This window comes from Pseudomonas sp. REST10 (assembly GCF_029542605.1).
Lineage (GTDB): Bacteria > Pseudomonadota > Gammaproteobacteria > Pseudomonadales > Pseudomonadaceae > Aquipseudomonas > Aquipseudomonas khazarica.
Window position 1 is genome coordinate 3,393,260 of record NZ_CP035677.1, and the last position, 22,179, is coordinate 3,415,438.

Annotated in this window: 18 protein-coding genes; all 18 read right to left on the reverse strand. The window is 64.3% G+C overall.

The genetic code is table 11. The features are described from left to right. Positions 1-25: 25 nt before the first annotated feature. On the reverse strand, positions 26-1,714 hold the full coding sequence (locus EWH21_RS16065; RefSeq protein ID WP_277698817.1) for a fused response regulator/phosphatase: 1,689 nt from the start codon (positions 1,712-1,714) through the stop codon (positions 26-28). Positions 1,715-1,716: 2 nt separating this feature from the next. Next, entirely contained in the window at positions 1,717-2,022 is a 306-nt protein-coding gene (locus tag EWH21_RS16070) for an STAS domain-containing protein (protein WP_037050427.1), read from the reverse strand. Between the two features lie 84 nt (positions 2,023-2,106). Next, the gene (fliJ, locus tag EWH21_RS16075) at positions 2,107-2,556 is read right to left on the reverse strand and encodes a flagellar export protein FliJ (RefSeq protein ID WP_037050425.1); all 450 of its coding nucleotides are present in this window, start codon (positions 2,554-2,556) and stop codon (positions 2,107-2,109) included. A gap of 67 nt (positions 2,557-2,623) precedes the next feature. Beyond that, positions 2,624-3,970, reverse strand: a complete 1,347-nt coding sequence (gene fliI, locus EWH21_RS16080) for a flagellar protein export ATPase FliI (protein ID WP_134675532.1) — start codon at positions 3,968-3,970, stop codon at positions 2,624-2,626. Beyond that, entirely contained in the window at positions 3,960-4,754 is a 795-nt protein-coding gene (fliH, locus tag EWH21_RS16085) for a flagellar assembly protein FliH (RefSeq protein ID WP_277700627.1), read from the reverse strand. The genes fliI and fliH overlap by 11 nt, the downstream gene beginning before the upstream one ends. A gap of 9 nt (positions 4,755-4,763) precedes the next feature. Beyond that, complete coding sequence (gene fliG / locus EWH21_RS16090; RefSeq protein ID WP_037050420.1) at positions 4,764-5,780, reverse strand: flagellar motor switch protein FliG; 1,017 nt, start codon at positions 5,778-5,780, stop codon at positions 4,764-4,766. Further along, a complete protein-coding gene (fliF, locus tag EWH21_RS16095) occupies positions 5,773-7,557 on the reverse strand; it encodes a flagellar basal-body MS-ring/collar protein FliF (RefSeq protein ID WP_037050418.1) in 1,785 nt (594 codons plus the stop codon). Before fliF ends, fliG begins: the two co-directional genes overlap by 8 nt. Positions 7,558-7,567: 10 nt before the next feature. Continuing rightward, entirely contained in the window at positions 7,568-7,897 is a 330-nt protein-coding gene (gene fliE / locus EWH21_RS16100; protein ID WP_037050415.1) for a flagellar hook-basal body complex protein FliE, read from the reverse strand. Positions 7,898-8,131: 234 nt separating this feature from the next. After that, on the reverse strand, positions 8,132-9,547 hold the full coding sequence (gene fleR / locus EWH21_RS16105; RefSeq protein ID WP_277698818.1) for a sigma-54-dependent response regulator transcription factor FleR: 1,416 nt from the start codon (positions 9,545-9,547) through the stop codon (positions 8,132-8,134). 3 nt (positions 9,548-9,550) lie between these two features. Next, the gene (locus EWH21_RS16110) at positions 9,551-10,765 is read right to left on the reverse strand and encodes an ATP-binding protein (protein WP_277698819.1); all 1,215 of its coding nucleotides are present in this window, start codon (positions 10,763-10,765) and stop codon (positions 9,551-9,553) included. A 178-nt stretch (positions 10,766-10,943) separates the two neighbouring features. Continuing rightward, on the reverse strand, positions 10,944-12,419 hold the full coding sequence (locus tag EWH21_RS16115) for a sigma-54 dependent transcriptional regulator (RefSeq protein ID WP_037050409.1): 1,476 nt from the start codon (positions 12,417-12,419) through the stop codon (positions 10,944-10,946). A 259-nt stretch (positions 12,420-12,678) separates the two neighbouring features. Continuing rightward, the gene (locus EWH21_RS16120; RefSeq protein ID WP_037050406.1) at positions 12,679-12,972 is read right to left on the reverse strand and encodes a flagellar protein FliT; all 294 of its coding nucleotides are present in this window, start codon (positions 12,970-12,972) and stop codon (positions 12,679-12,681) included. Between the two features lie 24 nt (positions 12,973-12,996). Next, entirely contained in the window at positions 12,997-13,377 is a 381-nt protein-coding gene (gene fliS / locus EWH21_RS16125) for a flagellar export chaperone FliS (RefSeq protein ID WP_037050404.1), read from the reverse strand. A gap of 72 nt (positions 13,378-13,449) precedes the next feature. After that, positions 13,450-13,842: a flagellar export chaperone FliS gene (gene fliS, locus EWH21_RS16130; protein WP_047586157.1), complete on the reverse strand. Its 393-nt coding sequence runs from the start codon at positions 13,840-13,842 to the stop codon at positions 13,450-13,452. A gap of 3 nt (positions 13,843-13,845) precedes the next feature. After that, positions 13,846-15,318: a flagellar filament capping protein FliD gene (gene fliD, locus EWH21_RS16135; protein WP_277698821.1), complete on the reverse strand. Its 1,473-nt coding sequence runs from the start codon at positions 15,316-15,318 to the stop codon at positions 13,846-13,848. A gap of 78 nt (positions 15,319-15,396) precedes the next feature. After that, the gene (locus EWH21_RS16140) at positions 15,397-15,789 is read right to left on the reverse strand and encodes a flagellar protein FlaG (RefSeq protein WP_037050398.1); all 393 of its coding nucleotides are present in this window, start codon (positions 15,787-15,789) and stop codon (positions 15,397-15,399) included. Positions 15,790-15,861: 72 nt separating this feature from the next. Further along, positions 15,862-17,346: a flagellin gene (locus EWH21_RS16145; RefSeq protein WP_152489100.1), complete on the reverse strand. Its 1,485-nt coding sequence runs from the start codon at positions 17,344-17,346 to the stop codon at positions 15,862-15,864. A gap of 245 nt (positions 17,347-17,591) precedes the next feature. Beyond that, positions 17,592-22,148 (reverse strand): glycosyltransferase, encoded by a 4,557-nt coding sequence (locus tag EWH21_RS16150; protein WP_277698822.1) that lies wholly within the window; start codon positions 22,146-22,148, stop codon positions 17,592-17,594. Positions 22,149-22,179: the final 31 nt, after the last annotated feature.

Genomic DNA, 22,179 nt, shown 5'->3' on the forward strand with positions numbered 1-22,179 from the left:
CACTCCCTGAACGACAGGCCTGGCATTATGCCTCAGCAGACCAGCAAAACTCCACGCTGACGCCCCGGCCATCCGCGCAAAGGCCAAAACCATCACTGAGCTGGCGAACCAGGCCCAGACCGCGCCCACACAGGGCTTCATCACCGGCCGCATCGACCTCGTCGGGGTCGAATCCCGGTCCGCTGTCCTCGACCCGGATGATCAGCCGACCGCCGGCCCCTTCGGGCAGCATCTGCAGGTGAAAACGCACGTAGCCATCCTGCAGCGCGCCCAGGCGCAGGCGGCGCTCGCGGTAGTATTCGGCGAAACCGCTGGCATCGCGCTTCAACGAGGAGTCCAGGCCCATCACGCCATGCTCCAGCGCGTTGGAGTAGAGCTCGGCGAGCACGGTGTACAGCTCGCCACCACGCGGCCTCAGCGCCTGCACGTCGAGCAGCAGCTGCAACAGGTACGGCAAGGGGTTGAAATGCCGCAGGCTGTGCGCCCGAAACTCGAAAGTCGCGGACCAGTCCTGCGCACTGCTCAAGCCACTGTCGGCGAACGCCAGCGGCCGGGGGCGCCCGTCATCCTCGGGCATCCCGACCTGAACCATGCTGACGTCGTCCTGCTGCTCGCCACGAAACGCCACCAGCGCCCGCTGGATTTCCTCGAACAACGCCGGTGGCTGGCGGTTGGCGTCCAGCAGCTCCAGCAGGCGCTGCTCGCCGAACAGCTCGCCCTGCTGATCGCAGGCCTCCAGCACGCCATCGCTGAGCAGGAAGACCCGATCGCCCGGCTCCAGCGGATAGACCTCGCAACGATCGCTGAACGCGGCGGGGTCGAGAATGCCCAGCGGCAGGTGGCGCGATACCAGGGGCTGCCGCGGCCGGCCATCGGCATGCAGCAGGTAGCCGTCGGGCAAGCCGCCGTTCCACACTTCCAGCAGACCGCGCTTGCTGCTGATGTTGAGCATGGTGGCGCAACAGAACACCCCCACTGGCAGGATGCGCTTGAGCTTGGCGTTGATCTCGCGAAGGATCTCGGCGAGCGCATGACCCTTGGCGGTCATGCCATAGAACACCTCGGCCAGTGGCATCGCACCGATGGCCGCCGGCAATCCGTGACCGGTGAAGTCGCCGAGCATCACGTGCATGCCGCCCGACGGCTTGTAGGCCGCCAGCAGCAGGTCACCGTTGAACAGCGCGTAGGGTGATTGCAGGTAGCGTATGTTCGGCGCGGCCAGGCAGCCGGAATGCGCCACCTTGTCGAACACCGCCTTGGCCACGTGCTGCTCGCGCAGCAGGTGCTCGTTGTGCCGGGCGATCAGGTCGCGCTGCTGCAGCACCGTGTCGTGCAGGCGGCGCAGGCGATCCATGGCGCCGATCTTGGCTTCCAGAATCACCCGGTTGTAGGGCTTGGCGAGAAAATCGTCGCCACCGGCCTCCAGGCAGCGAACCAGCGCCTCGCCCTCGGTCAGCGAGGTGAGAAAGATGATCGGAACCAGCGCCTCGCCGGTCTTCTGCTTGATCCGCCGGGCCGCCTCGAAGCCATCCATCACCGGCATCAGCGCGTCCATCAGCACCAGGTGCGGACGTTCCAGCTCGAACAGGGCGACCGCCTCGAGGCCATTGCTGGCGGTCGTCACGCGATGCCCCTGGCGACTGACGATGGTCGACAGCAGCATGCGATCGGCCGCGTTGTCCTCGGCAATCAGGATCGACAGACGATCAGGCATGCTCAGGTGATCTGGAACAACTGCTCGAAGTTGGAAATAGCGAGGATCTTGCGAACGTCGCTACTGCAGTTGAGCAGGCGGATCTCCGCAGCATCGCCACCGGCATGGTCGCGCAGCAGCAGGAGCATGCCCAGCGCCGAGCTGTCCAGGTAGCTGGTGTCGCGCAGGTCGACCTGATAGCGCTTGGGCGTGATGTTGACGCGCTCGTAGGCGTCACGGAATTCCTGGTGGGAGGCGAAGTCGAAGCGTCCTCGAATCACGATGGTCAGCTCTTGCCCGTCCGCGGACGGTTGCGAGGTAATGGCCATGTCTACTCCTTTGTCGAGACTCTGCCAGATAAGGTGGTTCACGTCTCAAGGTGTAGCACCTGCCCGGCGCCGAAACAACTCCGTTCAGGGTTCGCCGCGATCGATCAGGCGCTGCGCCAGCTCATCGAGCAGCTTCTGCTCGCGTCGATCCTCGGCCAGACGCGCCTCGTCGATATAGCGCTGGACCAGCTTGCGCAGCCCTTCCAGCCGCGCGTAGCGCTGCTGCCAGAGCGCCCGAGCCTTCTCCATGTTGGCGCGGTGCCATTCGAGACTCTGCTGCTGCTGCCCGACGGCCGTCTCCAGCTGCGAGAGAAAGCGCTGGTAGTTCATCAGCCACTGCCCGGAGACGCCCTTGCTGCCTTCGCTGATCCACTGCTGCTGGTAATCGCCACGAAAGCGCTCCAGCTCGCCCAGCTTGGCTTCGGCCTGGCCGACCAGGCCCCGGCAGTGTCCCAGCTGGCGGGCGGCCTCGCGCTCGGCCTTCTCCGCCATGTCGACCACCGGCTGCAGGCGCTTGGCTCGACTCAGGCTCATGCCGCAGCCCCCCCTGCGGCAGCGTCCAGGCAGCGCAGCGCCAGCTCAGACCCCATGTCTTGCCCCGTCACTGCCCCAGCACACCGGCCAGCTGTTCGCGACTCTGCGCCATGCCGACGCTCTCGCCGAGCCCCTGACGCAGGTACTGGGCCATCTGCGGCTGCCGCGCGATGGCCAGGTCGGTATCGGCGTCGCCACCGGGGACGTAGGCACCGACGCTGATCAGGTCGCGGCTCTGCTGGAAGCGCGACCACAGCTGCTTGAAGCGTTGCGCCTGCTTGAGCTGCTCGGCGGGCACCACCTGCGGCATGACCCGGCTGATGGAGGACTCGATGTCGATGGCCGGATAATGCCCCTCCTCGGCCAGCCGGCGGGACAGGACGAAGTGCCCGTCGAGCACGCCGCGCGCCGCATCGGCGATGGGGTCCTGCTGGTCATCGCCTTCGCTCAGCACGGTATAGAACGCGGTGATCGAACCACCACCAGCCTCGGCATTGCCGGCGCGCTCGACCAGCTTGGGCAGCTTGGCGAACACCGACGGCGGATAGCCCTTGGTCGCGGGCGGCTCGCCGATGGCCAGGGCGATCTCCCGCTGGGCCTGGGCATAGCGGGTCAGCGAATCCATCAGCAGCAGCACGTTCTTGCCCTTGTCGCGAAAGTACTCGGCGATACGCGTGCAGTACTGCGCCGCACGCAGGCGCATCAGCGGCGCATCGTCGGCAGGCGAGGCGACCACGACGGAACGCTTGAGCCCCTCCTCACCGAGGATTTCGTCGATGAATTCCTTCACCTCGCGCCCACGCTCGCCGATCAGGCCGACGACGATGATCTCGGCTTCGGTGAAGCGGGTCATCATCCCGAGCAACACCGACTTGCCCACGCCGGTACCGGCGAACAGGCCCAGGCGCTGGCCACGCCCGACGGTCAGCAGGCCGTTGATGGTGCGGATGCCGACATCCAGCGGCTGGCTGATGGGGTCACGGTTGAGCGGGTTGATCATGGGGCCATCCATCGGCACCCAGTCCTCGGCCTTCATGCCGCCCTTGCCGTCCAGGGCCCTGCCGGCGCCATCGAGCACCCGGCCGAGCATCGACATGCCCATCGGCAGGCGGCCCGCATCCGGCAGCGGCACGACACGTGCGCCCGGCGCGATGCCGGCCAGACTGCCGACCGGCATCAGGTAGATCTTGCCGCCGGAGAAGCCCATGACCTCGGCCTCGACCTGCACCGGGTGATAGCTGTCATCGTTGATCACCAGGCAGCGGCTGCCGATTGCCGAGCGCAGCCCCTCGGCCTCCAGCGTCAGGCCGACCATGCGCAGCAGGCGGCCTTCGAGGATCGGCTGGCTGGGCAGGTTGATAGCGTCGCTGTAGCCCTCCAGGCGCCGCGCGAAGCTCACCCGGTCAAGGCGCATCGGGGTTATCCAGATCCAGGTTGATGTCCGCCTCGGGCGGCTGGGTCGCCTGTGCACGCTGTTGCTCGAACAGCTGCTTGAGCGCCTGTGCCATGCGCGTTTCGACGCTGGCGTCGATCTGGCTGTGCTCGGACTCGATGCGGCAGCCGCCAGGCAGCAGGCCGTCGTCCTCGAGAATGCGCCAGTCTTCTTCATGGCGCTCGCGCAGGGCCTTGATCGTCTCGAAGTCCTGCGGGTTGATCTGGATACGGATGTTGTCCGCGCCCATCGGCAGCAGCTTGAGCGCCTCGCGCAACACCTGGCGAATCTGGCTGGAATCGGTGTTCAGCTCGCGCTGGATCACCTCGCGCACCATGTGGCTGACCAGGCGCACCAGGGCGACTTCAACCTGCTGGTCCTGCTCGGCGATCGGCTCCAGCAACTGTTGCATGAGTTTCTCGAGGCCATCGAGCTTGAGCGCCAGGGCGGCGTCCGCCTCCTGCTTGGCCTTGAGCTGGCCGGCATGAAAACCGTCCTTCTCGCCGGTGGCGAACCCTTCGTTGTAGGCGTCCTGGCGGATCGCCTCCACCTCGTCGAGCGTCAGGGGTTTGACATCCTCGAGCGCCACCTCCTCGACCTGTGCCGCCTCGTCCACCTCCGCTTCAGCAGCCGGCGCCGGCTCTTCGACGGCTGGTTCGGCTTCGGCCTGCGCGTCTCCGGGCGGGTCGAAACTGGGCAATGCCCAACGGTCGAACGTGCCAAGATCCTTGGCACGAATCAGCTCGCTCTCCGGCTCCTTGGTCACCGACATGGCTTAGACCATTTCCTCGCCGCCCTTGCCGCCGAGCACGATCTCGCCGGCTTCGGCCATACGGCGAGCGATGGTGAGGATTTCCTTCTGCGCCGCTTCGACGTCGCTGACGCGCACCGGCCCCTTGGCCTCCAGGTCGTCGCGCAGCAGTTCCGCGGCGCGCTTGGACATGTTCTTGAAGACCTTTTCCTTGATCGCATCGTCGGCGCCCTTGAGCGCCAGTACCAGCACCTCGGACGACACCTCGCGCATCAGCGCCTGGATGCCACGGTCGTCGACGTCCGCCAGGTTGTCGAACACGAACATGAGGTCCTCGATCTGCGTCGACAGATCTTCGTCCACCTCGCGGATCGAGTCCATCAGCTGGCCTTCCACCGAGCTGTCGAGGAAGTTCATGATGTCCGCCGCACGCTTGACCCCGCCCATGGTGGCGCGCGAGGTGTTGGCGCTGCCGGAGAACTGCTTCTCGAGAATCTGGTTGAGTTCCTTGAGCGCCGAGGGCTGCACGGTGTTGAGCGAGGACACGCGCAGGATGATGTCCAGGCGCACCTTGTGATCGAAGTGGCTGAGCACTTCGCCGGCCTGGTCCGGGTCGAGGTAGGCGACGACGATGGCCTGGATCTGCGGGTGCTCGTAGCGGATCACGTCCGCCACCGCACGCGGCTCCATCCACTTGAGGCTGTCCAGACCACTGGTGCTGCCGCCGAGCAGGATGCGGTCGATCAGGTTGCCGGCCTTGTCCTCGCCCAGTGCCGCGGTGAGCATCTTGCGGATGTAGCCGTCGGAACCGACGCCCAGGCTGGTCTGGTCGCCGACGATCTCGACGAACTCGCCCATCACCTGCTCGACCTGCTCGCGGTGGATGTTGCGCATGCCGGCCATGGCCACGCCGACGCGCTGCACTTCCTTGGGCCCGAGATGGCGCAGCACCTGCGCGGCATCGGTCTCACCCAGCGACAGCAGCAGGATCGCGGCCTTGTCGACCTTGGTCAGCTTGGTAGCGGTACGATTGTCACTCATCGGCGTTGATCCACTCTTTCACTACCTGGGCAACGCGGCCCGGATCTTCCGCCACCAGGCTCTTGATGGCGTTCAGTTGTGCATCATACCCCTCACTGGGACTGGGGAGCATTATGCTCTGCGGCCCGCCCAGGCTGACACGGTCGTCGGACAGCTCGCCATCCAGCCCGGCCATCTCGCCCAGTTCCACGTCGCCGCCCTTGCCCTGCTCGCCGCCCTTGCCGCCGCCGGTGATGTTGTTCAGCACCGGGCGCAGCACGCCGAATACCAGGACCAGGATGAACAGTACGCCGAGCACCTGCTTGACGATGTCCCAGAACCAGGGCTGGGTGTAGAACGGGATATCCGGAATCTCTTCGCCGATGGACGCGGTGAACGCGGTATTGATCACGCTGACGCTGTCCCCGCGGCTGGCATCGAAGCCGACCGAGTCCTGCACGAGACGGGTGAAACGCGCCAGGTCGTCGGCACTCCACGGAACGCGGGTGGTCTCGCCCGTCGCCGGGTCGACACGCACCTGGTCATCCACCACCACCGCGACCGACAGGCGACGCAGGCGCCCCTGCTGCTGCTTGGTGTAGCTGACCGAACGATCCAGCTCGAAATTGCGCGTGGACTGCTCGCGCTTGTCCGCCGGGTAAGGCGCCAGCATCGGCTGGCCGGTGGCCGGATCGGTGATCTGCTGGCCATTGGCATCCACCAGCGGCTGCCCGGCGGCTACCGGCCCGGCAGGTGCAGCGGCGGCAGCGGCCTGCTGCGGCGCGGCAGCCGGACCCGGCGGCTGATTGGACAGTGCGCCCGGCACACCCTGCGGCGGCAGGCTGCTCTGGCGCTGTTCGTTGACCTGCTGTTCGCTGCGCAGGGCCGGCTGGTCCGGGTTGAACATCTCGGAGGTGGACTCGACCGCACTGAAATCCACGTCGGCAGACACTTCGGCCTTGTAGCGCCCGGTGCCCAGCACCGGCTGCAGGATGTTGTGCACGCGCTGGGTGAACAGCGTTTCCATGCGACGGGTGTAGTCGAACTGCTTGCCCGCCATGGTCAGCTCGGACAGCTCCTGCTGGTCGGAGAGCAGATTGCCCTTCTGGTCGACCACGGTGACCTGGCCCTTGTCCAGTTCCGGCACGCTGGTGGCGACCAGGTTGACGATGGCCATGACCTGGCTGGGCTCCAGCGCGCGGCCCGGGTACAGCTCCACCAGAACCGAGGCGGAAGGCTTGCGCTCGTCACGCACGAACACCGAGGCCTTGGGCATGGCCAGGTGCACGCGCGCAGCCTTGACGTTGTTGAGGCTGGCCACGGTGCGCGCCAGTTCGCCCTCGAGGCCACGACGGTAACGGGTCGCTTCCATGAACTGGCTGGTGCCCAGGCCCTGCTCACGGTCGAGAATCTCGAAGCCGACACTGGTGTCGGTCGGCGCCACTCCGGCGGCGGCAAGGCGCATGCGCGCACGCGCCAGATCGTCGGCCTTGACCAGCAGGGCGCCGGAATTGGGTTCGATGGTGTAGTCGATGCCGGACGCCGCCAGCGTGTCGACCACCTGGGTGGCGTCCATCCCGTTCAGGCTGCCGTACAGCGGACGATAGTCCGGCTGCTGCGACCAGAGCACCACGGCAAAGCCGATCGCCACGCTGGCGGCCAGGCCGACCAGCAGGCCGAGCTGGCGCAGCACCGACATTTCCGCGAGGTTTTCCAGGAAGCTAAGACCCAGCAGCGGCTTCTTGGGCTCGCCTGCGTCAGCCTTGGCCGGGACGTTTGCTACTGCTGCTTCAGCCATGAATCAACCCTCAGACCGGCATCTGCATGATGTCTTGATAAGCCTGGACCAGCTTGTTACGCACCTGGGTCATGGCCTGGAAGGATACGCTGGCTTTCTGCGAGGCGATCATCACGTCGGTCAGGTCGACCCCGCTCTGGCCCATCTCGAAAGCGGTAGCCAGCTTGTTGGAAGCCTGCTGGGTTTCGTTGACCTTGTTCACCGCCTGGCCAAGCATTTCCGAGAAGCTCGGCGCCCCGGCCACTGGCTCGCTGACAGCAGGCTTCTGCCGGGCCATGGCCTCGGCCTGCATGGCACGCATTTCCAGCATCAAGCGATTGAATTCAACACCCTGACTCATGACATCCTCCACTGCCCGCTTTTTGACGCTAGCGGTGCTTTGCAGGGGTATCTGCAACAAGGGTGCCAAGAGAGCAGCTTCAAGCAAGAGCAAGAGCGGGCGACGGGGAGGTACGGCCGGCAGGAGCGGATCTATCCGCGAAAAAAGACAGCACCGCGCCCGCCGGAATCGCGAATGAATGGGCTCCTGCATGAAGAGCCAGGCGATGGCGAACGCGGCTTTACCAGGGCGGGATCAACTGGCGTAGAGATAGGCCTCGACATCCATGCCAGCATCACGCATCTGCGCCAGCTTGTAACGCAGCGTGCGCGGGCTGATGCCCAGGCGCTCGGCAGCCTCCTTGCGGCGACCACGCTCGGCACGCAGGGTGTCGATGATGACCTGGAATTCGCGACGCCGCAGGTCTTCCCCCAGCGCACCGCCGTCACCGCTGCCCAGCGCTTCGTCCGCCGGGACCACGGCCGCCGGCGCACTGGGCACCACGGCCAGGCGCGGCGCGGCGCTCTGCACGGACTGGCCGATGGATGCGTTCAGGCACAGGTCCTGCGCCTGGATCACCCCGCCTTGCTGCAGGATCAGGGCGCGCTGGATGGCGTTGTCCAATTCCCGCACGTTGCCGGGCCATTGATGCTGCACCAGGCTCTGCGCCGCCGATTCGGAGAGACGTACCGGAGACTGATTCATTTTTTTGACGTGCTTGGCCAGCAACCGCTCGGCGAGCGGCAGGATGTCGGCAGGTCGCTCGCGCAGCGGACGCCAGGCCAGCGGGAACACCGACAGGCGATAGTAGAGGTCCTCACGGAAACGCCCCGCCGCCACTTCGCCGGCCAGATCGCGGTTGCTGGTCGCCAGCACGCGAATATCCAGGCTGACGGGCTTGCGCGCCCCGACCCGCTCCACTTCGCGCTCCTGCAGCACGCGCAGCAGCTTCGCCTGCAGCCCCAGCGGCATCTCGGAAATCTCGTCGAGCAGGATGGTGCCGCCATCCGCCAGCTCGAACTTGCCTGGCTGGGCCGTGACGGCGCCGGTGAAGGCGCCCTTCTCGTGACCGAACAGGGTGGCCTCGAGCATGTTGTCGGGAATCGCCGCGCAGTTGATCGCGATGAACGGGCCATTGCCGCGCGGCGACTGCTGATGGATGTAGCGCGCCAGTACTTCCTTGCCGGTGCCGGACTCGCCGGTGATCATCACCGTCGAATCGCTCTGCGCGACGCGGGCCGCCAGCTCGAGCAGCTGCACGCTGGCCGGTTCAAGCGCCACCGGACCGTCACGATCGCCGGCCGGCAGCTTGCCCAGCGCATGCTTGGCGACCAGTTCCAGCAGGGTGCGCGGTTCGAAGGGCTTGACCAGGTAATCGGCGGCACCCTGACGGATCGCATCGACCGCACGCTCCACCGCGCCGAACGCGGTCATCAACAGCACCGGCAGCTGCGGGTGGCGAGTGCGGATCTGCGCCAGCAACTGATGCCCGTCCATCCCCGGCATGTTGACGTCGCTGACCACCAGGCCGAACGGCTCCTCGGTCAGTGCAACCAGCGCCGCTTCGGCGCAATCGACCGCACGATAGTCGTGCCCGCCCAGGCACAGGGTATCGGCCAGGGCTTCGCGCAGGGCGCGATCGTCTTCAACCAGCAGGACTTTGGCAGCCATGGGTTACTCCTGTTTCGAATGAGGTGCCGCGTTGAGCAGCGGCAGGGAAACGATGGCGCAGGTTCCACAACCCGCACGCGATTGCAGCAGCAGCTGGCCCTGGTGGGCACGCGCCACGGCCTTGACCACCGCCAGCCCCAGGCCGGTTCCGGTGGTCTTGGTGGTAAAGAAGGGTTCACCCAGGCGCGCCAGGGTTTCGCGTGACATGCCCGGGCCGTTGTCGCTGACGCACAGGCGCAACTGGCCATCGCGACGATACAGATGGATCTTCAGACGGGCATCGCGCCCAGCGGCCTGGATAGCGTTGTCGATCAGGTTGAGCACCGTGCCGACCAGGGTGTCGCGATTGCACAGCAGCTCGCCCTCGCGGACGTCGCACTGCCAGCGGACCGCCATGTCGCCGACGTGGGCCTCGGCGGCCGCGCGCAGGGCAGCGAACAGCTCGGCAGGCGACAGACGATCCGGCAGCGGCAACTCACCGCGGGCGAAGATCAGCATGTCACGTACCTGGTTCTCCAGCTCGTGCAGACGCTCCTTGAGACGCCCGGCGAAGCGCTGCTGCTGCTCGGCGGGCAGGACCTGCTCGTTCAGGTGACTGGCATACAGCAGTGCGGCGGACAGCGGTGTACGAATCTGATGCGCCAGCGAGGCCACCATGCGCCCCAGCGCGGAGAGCCGCTCGTGACGGGAAAGCTGATCCTGCAGGCGACGGGTTTCTGTCAGGTCGGTCAGCAGCACCAGCTGACCTGGCTCGCCGTGCAACGACCGCGTGGCGATCGACAGGCGTCGGCCATCGCGCATGGAAATCTCGTGGCCATCGTCTTCACGCGGGGCGAAGTTGCGCGCGATCACCTGGCGCCAGAGCATGCCGACCAGGGGCTGTCCCAGCAGCGCCCGGGCCACGGGGTTGGCCTCGCGCACCACGCCCTGCCCATCGATCACGATCACGCCACCCGGCAGCAGGTCGAGCAGGCTCTGCAGGCGATGCGCCAGGCGCTCTTTCTCTGCCAGTTCCTGCATGCGCTGGGCGCTGACCAATGCCAGCTGGCCCTTCAGCTCGTTGACCCGCGCCTCGAGCAGGCTGTACGACTCGCTGAGCTGGCTGGACATCTGGTTGAACAGGGCAAAGGCCTGCTCCAGACCGGCACGACTGGCCTGCTCGAGCGGCGCCGACAGGCTGGGCTCGGTGGATTCGGTGGGACGGCGGTTGGCTTCCATCTGCTTCTCTCGCATGACGCACCGTCAGAAGACGGTCAGATGCAGGAGACCTAGCAATCCCTGTGCCTATTTTTTTGTTCTTATTTTTCAATAACTTGAAAAATAAAGCCGGGTGCTGTGTCAAAGCCCCGGCTTTATTGGATGAAACGTCCGCATCAATGGACGTATCGATGACGCCTCAGTCGTCGTCCTGACCTTCCTCTTCACGACGACTCATGCCGTACTTGCGCATCTTCTCCACCAGCGTGGTACGACGAATGCGCAGGCGCTCGGCCGCCCGCGCGACGACGCCGCCGGCATCATCCAGCGCCTGCTGGATCAACCCCTGCTCGAGGTTGCCGAGGTAGTCCTTCAGGTCCAGGCCCTCGGGCGGCAGCATGGCCGGCGTGTCGAGCCCCGGCAACCCGGCCATGATCGCGGCGCGCTCTTCCATTTCATCGCGCAGGGTGGCGGCCAGTTGCTCGTCCTCGTCATCCACGTGACGAAACTTCTTCGGCAGCTCACCGACGCCGATCACGCCATAGGGATGCATGATCGCCATGCGCTCGACCAGGTTGGCCAGCTCGCGCACGTTGCCCGCCCAGTCATGGCGACACAGCGACATGATGGCCGCCGAGTTGAAGCGGATCGAGCCACGCTTCTCGTGCTCCATGCGCGAGATCAGCTCGTTCATCAGCAGCGGGATGTCTTCGATGCGCTCGCGCAGCGGTGCCATCTCGATGGGGAAGACGTTGAGGCGGTAGTACAGATCCTCACGGAAACTGCCATCCTCGATCATCTTCTCCAGATTCTTGTGCGTGGCCGCGATGATGCGCACATCGGCAGTCTGGGTCTTGTTGCTGCCCACACGCTCGAAGGTGCGCTCCTGCAGCACGCGCAGCAGCTTGACCTGCATCGGCAGCGGCATGTCGCCGATCTCGTCGAGGAACAGGGTACCGCCGTTGGCCAACTCGAAGCGCCCTGCCCGGCTGGTGATGGCGCCAGTGAACGCCCCCTTTTCATGGCCGAACAGCTCGCTCTCCAGCAACTCGGCCGGAATGGCCCCGCAGTTGACCGGCACGAAAGGGGCCTCACGGCGCTTGGAGTGGTAGTGCAGGTTGCGCGCCACCACCTCCTTGCCGGTACCCGATTCGCCCAGGATCAGCACGCTCGCTTCGGTATCGGCGACCTGCTGCATCATCTGCCGCACCTGCTGAATGGCGCGACTGGTGCCGACCAGGCTGCGGAACAGGTTGGGCTCGCGCTGACGCCCGCGATCACGGGCCTGGTCGTACATTTCCCGGTAGACCTGGGCGCGATGCAGGGAGTCGAGCAGCTTGTTGTAGCTCAACGGGGTTTCCAGGCTGGCCAGCACGCGCCTGCGCAGGTCCTCCGGCCACTCGCCGATCGACGATTCCCCGACCGTCAGCAACGGCAGGAACTCGTCCCAGCCGACGATCTGCTTGGTTAGCTCGAGCGCGCCGCCCTTGGCCTCGACGTCACCCAGCAACACGCTGAGCACCTCACGACTGGAGTCGAGGTCCGCAACGGCGCTGCGCCAATCCAGGCTCGTACAGGCCAGGTGCTCTTCACCGAGGAAATTCAGGATGATCGCCAACTCATGACGACGCGCAGCGTTGTCATCGATCAACAGGATTTTGGTTTCACGCCACATCTTGTGTTTGTCTGACCCGAAGAGTGTAGGGAACGACGCGCCAGATGCCCGGCGCGATCCGGCAATTGGCCACTAGTAAAGTCAAAAAATTGAAGCCAGTCAATTTTATGACGTAACTTTTTTCACTCGCGCCTGGCTCTAGCTAAGCACTTGCCGGCGAAGCCGGGTAGTGGCAACCGATGAAACAGAGAGGGGCAGGAAAAGCGGAAAGAGGCGAACCGAGTCGAACCTGCTGGTTAAACTCGGTAACACCGGGAAATCAACCGAAAAGCTGATAGACCTTGGCGCCCTGGTGGGACTGATTGAGCTGCACCAGCTCACCCGCGAGACGGCGCTGCTCCGCCTGACAGACGGCAACCAGCTCACGGTACAGGGCGAGCAGGTTTTCCATGCTGACGCGCAGCTCCTCTTCGTCGCGGCTGTCGATCATCGCCGCATCGACCGCCATGCGGCATTGCAGGTCAAGCTCGCCGATGGCGGCCCAGTCCTGCTTGGCCAGGGCGTCACGCATGGCCGAGCCGGTCGCCTGCAAACGCTGAACGGATGAACTCATTCGCTTCTCCTCCGATGCCGGCCACTACTGGGCGATGGCATCCCAACCCTGTTTGACATTGCGCAGCAATCCCGACACCTCTTCGAGGAGCTCGGGCTCATTGCTGACGTTGGCCTCGGTCAAACGGGAAATCATGTACTCGTACAGGTTGTCGAGATTACCCGCCAGCTCGCCACCCTGTTGATGATCGAGACTTTCGCGCAGCCCCGAGATGATGGCAATGCTCTTGCCGATCAGCTCGCCCTTCAGGGAGGTCTGGCCACGCTCCATGGCGCCGCGCGCCTGGGCAATACGAGACAGGCCACCTTCCATCAACATCTGGATCAGACGATGAGGGCTGGCTTCCGCAGCCTGGGCCTGGTTGTTGACGGTCTGATACTGCCTGAGGGCCGCCATTGCGTTCATAGTTGCTCTCGCTCTACCGATGGGCTGATACCTAAGGTATCGGCGCTGGCGAGAAAAGCTTTAGCCGCAATCTCAACTTGCCGGGGCGGGCTCGACTTCCGGGCCGATGGCATCCCAGGCACCCTTGATGTCACCCAGCAGCGCCTGTACTTCATCGAGGGTACGCGGCGTGTCATCCAGGGCGACACCTGCCAGACGGCGCGTCATGTAGTCATAGAGCGCATCCAGGTTCTCGGCGATTTCCCCGCCCAGCTCCTTGTCCAGCGCAGCCTGCAGCACGCCCAGGATGGTGATGGTGCTGCCCACGGCCATGCCGCGGATCTCGGTATCGCCTTCGGCCAGGGCCTGCTTGGCCAGCATCACGCGCTGCAGCGCGCCTTCGAGCAACAGCTGCACCGTGCGGTAAGGCGATACCTCCTGGCTGGTCTTGACCTGCTTGTAGGCATCAATCGGATTCTTGCTCATCGTTTAGCTGTCCTTCTTCACGAAACCAGGCAGGTTGGCCAGCATGCTGCCCAGGCTTTCACTGGTTCGCGAGAGCTGCCCCACCAGGGAATCCATGGCGTTGTATTGAGCGTAGAGGCGCGTTTGCAGGCTCTCCACACGCTTGTCCAGCGACTCGCGCTGCTTGTCGATGTTCTGCAAGGTGCCACGCAGGGCGCTGTCACGCTGCTTCAGCACGCCATCGGTCGCCACATAGCCCGAAACGAAGTCCGACAGGCGCCCCATCAGACCGTCTTCGCCCGTGAGATAACTGCCGACCTGGTCGAAATTGCTGTCGAGCGCGGTCGTCAGCAGGGTGTCGTCGATAGACAGCTTGCCATCTTCGTCGGTGGTGATGCCGAGACTGGCCAGCGCCTTGACGCTGTCCTCGCTGCCACCGGTCATCTTCACGATTTCGTTGCGCAGCCCGGACATCACGCTACGCACCGTGGAGTCCCCCACCAGCGGCCCTGCCACCGGATCGGAGCCCTCTACCTCGACGACTGCGGTCAACTGCGCAGACGACGAAATCAGGGCGTTGTAGGCGTCGACGAATTTCTGCAGGTTGCTTTTGACACTGGCCTTGTCGACCCCCACCGTGAGGCTGATGGTCTTGCCATCGGTCAGGTCGGTAGCGCTCTGGGCCGAAACCAGATCGATCGTCACGCCCTCGAGCGCATCCTCGATCTTGTTGCTGTTGCGCACCAGTTGCAGACCGTCGATGGTCAGCTTGGCGGACTTGGCCTGAGTGATTACGCCGCCCGCCCCAGTATCGGAGCTGGGTTTGAGAAACGCATCGGCGTTGTCGGGATCGACCGTCGGCGTAAAGGCCTGGCTGGTCAGCGCGTTACTGCCGGTGGTAACACCATCCTCGGTGACCGCCACCTGGATATCGTTGCCCGCGCCGGTCTTGGTCGAGCTGAGCACCAGGCGCGAGCCCGAGTCATCGGTGATGATGGCCGCGCTGATGCCGCTAGTCTTGCCGGCCTCGTTGATGGCATCGCGCATACCGGCCAAGGTGTTGTTGGCCTCGGTAATGTCGACGCTGATACTGCTGGTGCCCGCCGAGATCTCCAGCGTGCCGCTATTGAACGTGGCCGGCGTGCTGCCGGACGCAGACACTGACTGCAGCGCGACCTTGCTGCTGGCCGCCAGCTGCTGGACCTGAACACTGTAGGTGCCCGCCGAGGCAGTAGTGGTGGCGGTTGCCTTGAGCACACTGCTGCTCGACGAACTGGCCGTGCGAGACTCGAACAAGGCGGGTTTGTTGAGCGCATCGATCGCCGTCTTGAAGGTATTCAAGGCGCCAGTCAGGCTGCCGAGTGCAGAGATGCGCGTGGTGGTCTGCTTCTCGAGAAGGTCAAGCTGGTTGGTTTTCGGTGCTTTTTCGGCATTGACCAGAGTCTTGACGATTGAGTCGATGTCAATCCCCGAACCGATTCCCGTGATACCTACCATGATCCTGTACCTCGTCAAAAATTCGACTGCATCCTATCGATAAGGGAATACAGTCAAAACTCATGCCAAGACATGACGCTATGCCTCGGCCTTGAATAACAGACTGCGCACCTCCGACAGATTCTCTGCCAGTTTGAGCGCTTCCTCGGACGGAATCTGCCGGATGACATCACCGGAGCCCGAATCCGTCACCTTGACCACGACTCGTCCGGAACCATCGTCCACCGCGAAGTTGATATTGCGACGGACCGACTGGACGAATTCCTGGATGGTCGCCACCGCGTCCTCGACCTGCTCACGACTGACATCCTGAGCGGGTGGTACGGGGCGAGCGGTTGACTGTTCGTCAGTCACGCTAGCCGCAGCGACACCGGCAAGACCCTGTTTCGGGCGTGAATCAGCAGCGTTGGAGACGCCACCATCGCGGACAACCGTGGAGCTGACCTGAGGCTTGATTGAGCTGACGTCCATAAATTTCTCCTCACAATGAGGTAACGGGGGAAAGAGCCTAGCCCTTCCCCCCGTAGTCTAGCGCCTTTGGCCTTAACCCAGCAGGCTGAGTACTGCCTGCGGCAACTGGTTGGCCTGAGCCAGGATTGCGGTACCGGCCTGCTGCAGGATCTGATTCTTGGTCAGTTCCGAAGTTTCGGCAGCGAAGTCGGTGTCACGAATCCGGCTACGAGCAGCGGAGGAGTTCTCAGCGATGTTCTGCAGGTTCGAGATGGTGTTCTCGAAGCGGTTCTGCACGGCACCGAGCTGAGCACGCTGGCTGTCGATGTTGGAGATCGCACCGTTGATGATACCCAGTGCATCCTGAGCCCCCGTCGCGGTACTGATATCGATCGTGTTCACCGCATCGAGCTCACTGAAGCCGTCAGTACCCAGACCACCGGTCAGACCGCTAACCTGGAAGGCGTCGGCTGCTTCCAGCTGCACCTGGCCATCAGCCCGCGCACCGCCGCCAACAGCGATGGTAGCTGCAGTGCCGACGGTAGTCTCGCCGTCGAAGCTCTTGGCCTGCAGAGTCGCGCCGCCAGAGCCCGCGTAGTTGGAGACCTGGATCGCATCACCGCGAGCGCTGACCAGTTCGATGGTGTCGCCCTTGGATACAGCCGAGATGCCGGTTTTGCCGGTTTCACGGTTGATCGCATCCGCCAGGGAAGACAGGTCGGTCAGGTCAGTCACCACTGCCGAGATGCTGACAGCATCGGTGGACAGCGATTTGCTGGTCAGGCCGGTGAGGTCGAAGGACACGGTACCCGAAACGGTGATACCACCCAGTTCGGCAACGGTACGTGCGTTGGCGGTCACGCCGGTTTCATCGCTCTTCGCGTTGACAGCGCGAGCCACTTCGCTGGCGGCACCGCTGGCCGCGCCCGAGATGGCGACGTTGCCGTCGGACAGCTTGGAGTTGATGTTGAACGAGGAGCTGCCGTAGGCGCTGCCCGAGGTGGCGCTGAACGCGGCACCGGAAGCGATGGCCTGAGCGGCACCACCGTCGGTGGTGAAGCGGTTGATACCGATGCGATCGGTAGCGGCCGAGCCAATGGAAACGCTGATGGTTTCGTAGGCGTTGGCACCGACCTGGAAGCTCTGCGAACCGAAGCTGCCGTCGAGGATCTTGCGACCACCGAAGCTGGTGGTGTCGGCGATACGGTTCAGTTCCTGTTGCAGCTGGGCGACTTCGCCCTGCAGTGCAGCACGTTCGGTAGCGCCGTTGGAGCCGTTGGCGGATTGCAGCGCCAGGTCACGCATACGCTGCAGGATGCCGGTGGACTGCTGCAGAGCACCTTCAGCGGTCTGCGCCAGGGAGATACCGTCGTTGGCGTTACGGGTCGCGACGCCCAGGCCGGTGATCTGGCTGGTCAGGCGGTTGGCGATCTGCAGGCCGGCAGCGTCGTCTTTGGCGCTGTTGATGCGATAGCCGGTGGACAGGCGCTGGAGGGAAGTATCCAGGCCTTTGGACGAGCTGTTCAGGTTACGTTGAGTGTTGAGGGACGCAACGTTGGTGTTGACTGTAAGGGCCATGGTATTGCCTCCAGATGACCGTAGAACCGTTTGTCTGAGCCTGCGAGCTCGGGCCTGCATGCTCAGACGCCCAGAGAGTTCGCATTCGATCTCTTTATCGGCGCTTGCCTAAGGAGCTTTAGAGACAATTTTCAGCTTTTTTTTATTCTTTCTACTCAGTCACTTAACCGACCCTTGATAGCCAAAGGCCGGCGTTGACTGAAAACCGTCGGACCAAGCGAGGGGTCCGACGGCCCATTTGCGCATCAATCAGGTGTCCAGGCCTGGCGCCAACGCTGCAGATTCTCTCCATCGAGCATCCAGTCGCGGTAGACCGCGTCACGCAAGCGATCCCCCGCAACCGCTGCCGCATCGAGATCGTTGATGTGCATGCGGATGGCGTCGACCCAGTCACGGAAGCGATTCTTCACCCGGGTCACCGGCAGGTCGCCGCGGTAGCACACCAGGTCGCTGCACACCACCGGGAAACCACAGGCGCCATATTCGAGGAGACGCAGATTGCTCTTGCACTCGTTGAACAGGTTCTGCTCCACGGGCGCCAGGGCCAGGTCCAGATCCAGACCAGCCAGAGCAGCCGGGTAAGACTCGATATCGACACCCGCGTGGATTTCATTAACGTAGGGCCGGATCACGTCCGGGCACATGCCCATGAACACCCACTCGACCTCACCCGCCAGTTCGCGCACGACATCGACGATCAGGTCCAGGTCACCGGTATGGCTGACCCCGCCCGCCCAGCCGACACGCGGCTTGCGTCCACGCCGGCGCTGGCTCTCCAAGCCCTTCCACCATTTCACCGGCAGACGATTCTCGATCACCCGGATATCGCCATGCAGCCCGGCGAATGCCTCGGCCAGCGGCGCCGTGGAGACCACGAAGCGATCGACGAACTCCAGCCCGCGACGCAGCGACTTGAGGATGTCACGCGGCATGTGCGCGCGGTGCACGCTCTTGAGCGGCAGGTTGGGCAGGTAGTCGTCCAGCTCGTAGATCTTGAATGCACGCGAGAACCGCTGGATGCGACGCATGGCCTCCAGGCGCTCGTCGCCGATCTGCCGCTGCAGCACCACGACGTCAGGGTCGTAGCGTTCGAAGTCGGTCACCGAGAGCAGCCCCATGGACAGGGTGCCATCGGCCAGACCTTGCGCCTTGAGCGCCGCCAACGGCTGGATCACCCGGTAGTGGCCACACCCCCAGGGATCGGCCGGATGCGCCAGCACCACGGGCGAGGGCCGCCAGCTCAAGGGGCGCCAGGTGAGCGACACGTCGCTCTCCAGATCGAAACCACGCCCGCTCAACGCCAGGTTGCGGTTGTAGGCCGGATCGTTGGCCAGCTGCGGCAGATAACGCTCGTACAGCTGATCCTCCGCAGCGGCACCTGCTCGCACCTGCTCGGCCTCATGCAGCACGATCGCATTCGCGGCCCACACCGTCAGGTAGCCTGCCGCACGAACCCGCAGGCACAGGTCCACATCGCGGAAGGCGGTCAGCTGTGCATCCAGGCCACCCAGCTGCTGAAAGAGCTCCGCGCGAACCATCAGGCAGGCTTCGCCAACGGCGCTGTAGTTCTGATCGACCTGGAGACGATGCAGGTACCCCGCAGCCTCCATGGACTCGCCCGCGAAGGCAGGCGTTGCCGGACCATTGAGCCCGAGCAGCAGGCCGGCCTGGGCGATACGCCCGCCAGGCGTCAGCAGCTTGCCGCCCACCACCCCTACTTCGGGACGCTGGGCATGGTTGAGCAATTCGTCGAGCCAATCGGCGTTGACGATGGCGGCGTCACCGCAAAGCAGCAGCAGGTACTCTCCCCTCGCCTGCTCCGCCGCCCGATTCTGCGCCAACCCACTGCCTCCTGCGATCACCCGGACCTTGTCATCGCCAAGCGCCGCCACTTCACTCAGCCAGGCACTGACATCCGGGTGGCTGCCGGCATCGGCCAGCAGCACTTCGTAGCGAGCGTAAGCGGTCTTCTCCAGCAGGCTCTCGATACAACGCTGCAGGGCGGCCAGCGGCACGTCCGTGCCGAGGATGATCGACACCAGCGGCGTGGCCGCATGGCCGTAGTGAACCCGATAGCGGCCCGGCAGGCCCGGCAGCACCTTGGCCTCATATCCGCGATTGCCCAGATGGCGCTCGATCACCCGACGCTCGTCCGGGTTGTCACGCAGCGCCGGGGCATAAGTGATCAGCAACGGCTCATCGATATGGCCCAGCCCGGCCAGGCCCTCCTGCTCGATGAGCCGGGTCAGTAGCTCGAACTCGAAGGCCTCGGGGAACGCCGCGTCGAAGCCGCCACAGGCCAGGAACAGATCGCGACGATACAACCAGTGGCGCGCCATCACCATGGGGAAGCTGAGCAGCAGATCGAGATTGAACCCCGGCAGGAAAGCCCCACCCAGGCTGCCGTCCGGCAGGCGCTGCAACTGGTCACCGTAAACCGCACGGCAGTCCGTATTGCGGGCCAGTTCCAGCCCCGCCACCATCAACCCGCTCTGGGTGAACTCGTCGCCCGCGCTCGCCAGCATGAACCACTGGCAGTCACTCGCCTCGACCGCGCGATTGACCTGTGCGGCCAGGGGCTCGTCGGTCATGCGCAGGAAATGCAGCTTGTCCGCCGCCGAGGTGGCCGGCACGTCCGCTGGGGTGATCACCAGAATGCGCAATGTCGCATACAGGCAGTGCTCGCCGATCAGGCTCTTGAGCGTCACCATCAACGCTTCGGACTGACCCTCCGCATCGACCACCACCACACCGATCAGCGGCCCGCCCTGATGATGCTGCAGGTACTCGCCGATCTGGCGGTTCTCGCTGACCGTTGGCAGGCGTTCGGCCAGCCACTGCGCCAGGTCGCTCCTGACCGGCTCGCCGAGGCTGCGCAGCATCTTCTCGCGATCACGCTGCAAGCCGTCACTGCAGGAGCCGACATAACGGCCATAGAGCTCTCGGTAGAGTGCCGGGAAGTTCTTGCGCTCACGTCCCAGCATGTGATCGCCACCGGCGCCAGGCGCCCGTGTATGCACCTCACTGGTAACGGTGGGGACATGCACGAACGGGTAGCGCGTGGCCAGGCGCAACAGCATGTCCCAGTCTTCGAATGCGGCGAGATCGGTGTCGAACTCACCGACCGTGGCGAGCATCGCGCGCGGATGCGCCCAGGTGTTCACCGGGATGTAATTCTGCACGAACAGCCGGTCGCGGTCGAACGTCTCGTGCTTGAACGGCTGGCCGCGCTCCAGCTCGATGCGCTGCCCGTCCTCCAGCTTCTCGTTGACGTACTCGACCCCGGTATAGATGACGCTCCCCGGATGCTGCTCGAAGGCCTCGGCCAGCACGGCCAGGTGGTTGGGCAGATAGATGTCGTCGTCGTCGAGATAGACGATGTAACGCCCACGCGCCAGCGCAAGCCCCGCGTTGCGTGCCGCCGACAGCCCCTGGTTGCGCCCCTGGCGGATATAGGTGACGGGAAAGTCGCAGGTCGCCAGCAGCTGCTCGACCGGCTCGCCGTTGTCGTTGACCAGGATGACTTCGAAATCGCGCAGCGTCTGGCTGCCGACGCTGGCCAGGGCATCCTTGAGCAGATCGGCGCGGTTGTAGGTGGTGAGGATGATGGAGAACAGCGCGCGCTCGTCTAGCAGCGCACGCGCCTCAAGACGCTCGCACAGAAGCCGCACACGTTCGCCCAACTGCGACGTCTGTTCGCTCGGGTAAAGGGCAAGCCGGCGGCGCAGATGCGCCGCGACATCACGTTCCCGACCTCGCAACCGGTCCTCGGCACCACGCTCGAAAACGCCTTCCACCAAACGGATATGGTCGGACAGCGGGGCACTTGAAGAGTAGAACTCGGTAGAAAGCTGCGCCGAGTGGGCCCGGTAGGTGACGCCAGGCTCGCTCAGAAAGATGAAGTCAGGATGCCTCTCCGCTACTTGCAACATCGAAAGCCAGTCACCGGCACCATTGAGCCTCGGGTCTCTGCGCCAAACCTGCAGGAAGGGCTCGCGCTGGATCAATGCCGCCGAAGGCGGAATGTAATTGTCATGAATCAGCAGTTCCGCTACCTCATTGCGGCCACCGTCATAGTCTTCATGCCAGTACCCCGGGTGTCTGGGCGCGACGAAGGACGCGCCCTGTTCATTCACCCAACGGATTGCGGTGTAGCCGACCACTGCCTCGGGCTTTTTCAGCAAACGCGGGAGCAGACGTGCCAGATAGCCCGGGTTGTAGTAGTCATCCGCCATCAGAATCGACAGATAACGCCCCTGAGCGAGCTGGATGCCATTGAGAACGTTGTAACTGGGACCTACGTTGCGTGAGTTGCGCAAGTAGCGTACGCAAGGTTCGCCAGCGAACGACTTGACGACCTCCGCTGTACCGTCGGTCGAGGCGTTATCGAGCACCAGGATCTCGATATCGTCATACCCCTGATCCAGGACGGAGGAGATCGTCTGCTTCAGAAAACGCCCGTAGTTGTAGGCCGGGATGATGACACTGAGCAACGGCCGTTGATTGCGAACGGCAGCGGCATCACCCGCGATCGCAGCAGTCAGCGCGGCGATCCAGCATTCGGCGGAATATGGATAGCTGCCCTTGTCAGAGCAGAACGCCTGCAGCGCTGCCGCTGCAGCGTCGACCTGGGCGGCACAGCGGGCTTCGATATCGGTCTCGCCCGGACAATCACGCCCATCGACGTAAATCCCTGGCGGTACCCACGCAGGAACGTCCCAGTCGCCCCGGTGTACTGGCACCTGCCCTGCTTCCAGGCATTCGCGCCACTGCGGAGAGAGCAGTCCCGGCACCTCGGGCATATCCGTACAGACTCTCCACTGCCCTGGCTGC